4 protein-coding genes are annotated in these 3,728 nt (G+C 67.9%); 2 read left to right on the forward strand and 2 right to left on the reverse strand.

The window, feature by feature from the left end; all coding sequences use genetic code 11:
• The first annotated feature begins 339 nt into the window (after positions 1-339).
• On the forward strand, positions 340-807 hold the full coding sequence (locus HY699_09075) for a CBS domain-containing protein (GenBank protein ID MBI4515950.1): 468 nt from the start codon (positions 340-342) through the stop codon (positions 805-807).
• A gap of 126 nt (positions 808-933) precedes the next feature.
• Positions 934-1,122 (forward strand): hypothetical protein, encoded by a 189-nt coding sequence (locus HY699_09080; GenBank protein MBI4515951.1) that lies wholly within the window; start codon positions 934-936, stop codon positions 1,120-1,122.
• Positions 1,123-1,184: 62 nt separating this feature from the next.
• Here HY699_09080 and HY699_09085 read toward each other — a convergent pair whose 3' ends face one another.
• On the reverse strand, positions 1,185-2,324 hold the full coding sequence (locus HY699_09085) for a hypothetical protein (GenBank protein MBI4515952.1): 1,140 nt from the start codon (positions 2,322-2,324) through the stop codon (positions 1,185-1,187).
• A gap of 75 nt (positions 2,325-2,399) precedes the next feature.
• Complete coding sequence (locus tag HY699_09090) at positions 2,400-3,275, reverse strand: hypothetical protein (protein ID MBI4515953.1); 876 nt, start codon at positions 3,273-3,275, stop codon at positions 2,400-2,402.
• Positions 3,276-3,728 lie beyond the last annotated feature (453 nt).

Below are 3,728 nucleotides of genomic sequence, written 5' to 3' on the forward strand. Positions count from 1 at the left end.
GCTGTGAGGTCACCCCAATGTACAGCGTGCCGTTCCGTTTGCTGGCCAGGATGTAACGCAGAACTGCTTGTCCATAGCGCCAAACGCCAAACTGGATTCCCGCTTTCGCGGGAATGACGGCCTTTCGCGGGAATGACGGCCTTTCGCGGGAATGACGGCCATAACACCGAACCACGTTACCCACAGATTTGTCGCGCACCCGAAGCGGCAAGAAGGCTGTGCGCGCTGAGCCTCCGGCGAACCCGCCGCGCCGCGATTCATTGGACGAGGCTGGGAACCCAGCTTGCGAGGGCGCGGACACCGCTATATGCCTGAAGCAATCCCGCCCAGGAGGATTCGATGGCGAGCATCCAGGTGTTGATGGTTACCGATATGGTCACCGCGCAGCCGGACGAAATGGTCGCGGAGGTGGCGGCGCGGATGAGTCGCAACCGCATCGGTGCGGTGCTGGTGGTCGAAGGCGGCCGGTTGCGGGGCCTGTTCTCGGAACGCGATCTAATGACCCGTGTCGTCGGCGAGCAGCGCGATCCCCAAACCACCCGCGTCGGCCAGGTGGCCACGGCCACCCTGGTCACCATCGACGTCAACGCCCCGTTGAAGTCCGTGTTACAGGTCTTCCGCGAAAACAAGTTCCGTCATCTGCCGGTGGTCGATGACGGCAAACCGGTTGGCATCCTTTCCACCCGCGACTTCCTCGAATACCTGGTTGAGGGCTTCGAGCGCTTCATCGACGAGAGCAAGTATAAACGCGACCTCGCCGAGGGCGTGGATCCTTACGACCATATCGGCGGCTCCTACGGGCGTTGAACAGCTTGGCGAGAGAACGATGCTCAGCCCGAGGCAAGGAACGGAAGACCCGAGTGCGGTGCCGCTGGCCGCCGGCGATTGCGGGGGCGGCGCGATCGACTTAGACTGGCGGTGCGTGGAGGATCTGTGACGACACCCACCGCCATGCGTGTACTGGCGCTCACCGGCCGCATTGTCTCGCCGGTGATGACCGCTGCTGCGGTAATGAGTCTCGGCCTGTTTGCCTGGCGCTCTTGGATGCGCCTGCGCCAGGAGCGCCGCTGGCAGGAAGACTGGGAAGCCTTTCGCCGCCAGCATTTCGACCCGCCGGCGTAAGCGCACCCGCACAGCGTCTGCGGTTATCCGACCGACAAGTGGAGGCGAGCGACTGAAGTTCTTCAGCCGCCCGGGGCGGACTCAGCCGGCTGCCGCTGCGGCTGCCACACTCCGATGCGGTCATCGAAGACGGCACCGAAGTACACCCGCCCGTTGTGCTCGGCCGCCGAAGCGACACCACCGACGGCGCTACCGTCGTGATGCAGCAGCAAGGTGGCCCGCAGCGCCGCCGGCTCGATCTCGAACAGCGACCACCCGGTGCGGCAAGGCGTGCGGCCAAAGGCGCAGGCCAAAAACGCGGCTCCGTCGGTGTGCGTGGCGACGAGGATCGTGCCCCGCGGACTGAGCGAAAGGTTGTCGGGATTGCCGCCGATGGCCACCTGCTCGGGCGTGCGCCCGGCCGCGGCCCCGGCTCGGGCTACGCGGCTGACGCGGCCGGAGCCGGTTTCGGCGTAGAAGACCGCCGCGCCGTCCGGCGTCACCAGCACCCCATTGGGACTCGCCGACGCGCTGCCGGCCAACTCGCGCCAGCCCGAGCCCGGGCGCCAGGCCAGCACCGAGCCCGTGTGCCCGCCCATGCCGCCCTTGAGCGTGTAGTACAGGCCGCGCCAGCCCGCCATCGTCGGCATGTAGTTGGAGACCATGATCTCCCCGTCGGCGGCCAGGCTGACGTCGTTGCCTGACATACCCGGCGGCAAGGGCACGCAGCCGCGCCAGGCTAGCACGGCATCGCTTCCACTGCCGGTGAGATCAAACAACTCGAGAGCCTCGCGGCCACCGTGCCCCACCACCGCGAGGCGCACGGCCCCGGCGGGGGCCGGCGCCGCCGTCACGCCGTGCGGCGCAAACACATCGGCGGCCGGGGGCTCGAGGCACGACGGCTCACCGGCGGGAGCCGGGCTGAGGTTCACGTCGCGTGCGGGCTGCCCCGTCGGCCACAGCCGCCGGGGCGCCGTCGTCCTTTGCGCCACCGCGTCGAGCGGCACGCCCACCAGCGATCCGCCGCGGTCGCCGCGCCGCATCTGGCTGACCAAGAGCAGCCCGGCGGCAGGCACCGCCTCGACGTCTTCGGGGTTGGCGAAGCCACAGATCGCGCCGACCGTACCCGGCGGCGGATTTGGGTTGCACGCCCCCCGCGGTTGGCCGGCACAGGCCAGCAAGCAGGCCGCGAGCGTGATCGGGAACAGTTGTCGCAAGCGCATGACGCCGGAGCTTAGCGCCATCGGCGTCGCGGCGTCAAAGCGGGAGCAGCGCCACCCCGAACCTCGGCGGCGGGCTCATGCCAAGAAGCGCAGTGCCAGGAGCACGGGCACACCGCCGTAGTACAACGCGGCGGCGGCGATCTCGGCCGCGCGCCGTGCGCCGGCGGCGCGCGCCGGCGCGGTCCACGCCGCCAGCAACACCGCGCCTTCGGCCAACCCCCGCCACACGCTGGCGTACAGCACCAGGTAAACCATCAGCGTGCCCCAGTATACGCCGAAGGTCTTGAGATAAGCCGCCAGGCCGACCAGGTAGTATTCGCCGAGCGGGCCGCCGTAGGCGATGTATTGGTGGGCGCGAAAGAGCACCGCCGCCGGCACCAGGGCGAAGACAACGAACTTGCCGGCGAAGTGGTACCAGCGGCGGCGCCGGCCGCGGGCGTGCGCATAGACGAGATTGGGATGGCGCAGCGCCGCGCGCGCGCTCTCGACCCCCTGGCCGTCGGCCAGCGCCAGCAGCAATGCCGTCGGGTCGGCGCCTTGCAGGCCATAGCCGAGGGTTCGCCCGGAGCGCAGCCGGAGCGAGAAGCCGGGTCCAGGTAGCGGCACGCGCCACGCCGCCACCGCTTCGATGGCGCGGCACGGGATTTCGAGCTGTAGTTCAGCACCCCGTACCACCAGATCACCGCCGCGAATCACGATCTCGGCCGCGTACGCCCGCGCCACCAGTTGGGCCGCCAGGCCCGGAAGCAGTACCAGGATGGTGACCGCGCGTAGCAGCATGAGCGGTGTCACCGGTGGGTCATTGGCGAGTAGCACCAGCAACAGCAACAGGGGCAGACTGACTCGGCTGATCGAGAACAGTCCGGCCGCGGCAATGCGCCAAGCCTGCGGATAGGCCCGGGCGCGCAAGCGGCTGGGCGTTTCCGTCGTGGTATCTTGCGGTCTGCGCATGAGAAATCGCGTTGCCGCGCTCGCTTACCTCGCCCGCCCAGGCTCAAGTCCAGGAAGAATCCAATGCCTTGAGGCTCAGTCGGCGTCGGTTGCTTCTTACACTGCCGCGGGCACGGCCCGAGACCCGGCAACCATATGAAGCTCATCCGGCGTTGTCCAGTATCGACTGCGGGCCGGATTTGGGCGAGCGCCGGCAGCTCCGGGCCCAGAGAAAGACGGCGGAGGGTGCGCGACAAATTTGTGGGTAACGTGGTTCGGTGTTATGGCCGTCATTCCCGCGAAAGCGGGAATCCAGTTTGGCGTTTGGCGCTATGGACAAGCAGTTCTGCGTTGGAAGATCGAGCTGATCGAAGCTCAGAACCCGGACTGGCGAGACCTCTATGACGAGATCGTGTAGCGCTGGCGGGTCGTAGCGAGCCGGTGCCGTGGATTCCCGCTTTCGCGGGAATGACA

This window comes from Deltaproteobacteria bacterium, assembly GCA_016210005.1.
Lineage (GTDB): Bacteria > Desulfobacterota > Binatia > HRBIN30 > JACQVA1 > JACQVA1.

Bases quoted from the DNA above. Each gene is read 5' to 3' on its own strand.
- HY699_09075 (MBI4515950.1), top strand. From the start codon at position 340: ATGGCGAGCATCCAGGTGTTGATGGTTACCGATATGGTCACCGCGCAG.
- HY699_09085 (MBI4515952.1), bottom strand. From the start codon at position 2,324: ATGCGCTTGCGACAACTGTTCCCGATCACGCTCGCGGCCTGCTTGCTG.
- HY699_09090 (MBI4515953.1), bottom strand. From the start codon at position 3,275: ATGCGCAGACCGCAAGATACCACGACGGAAACGCCCAGCCGCTTGCGC.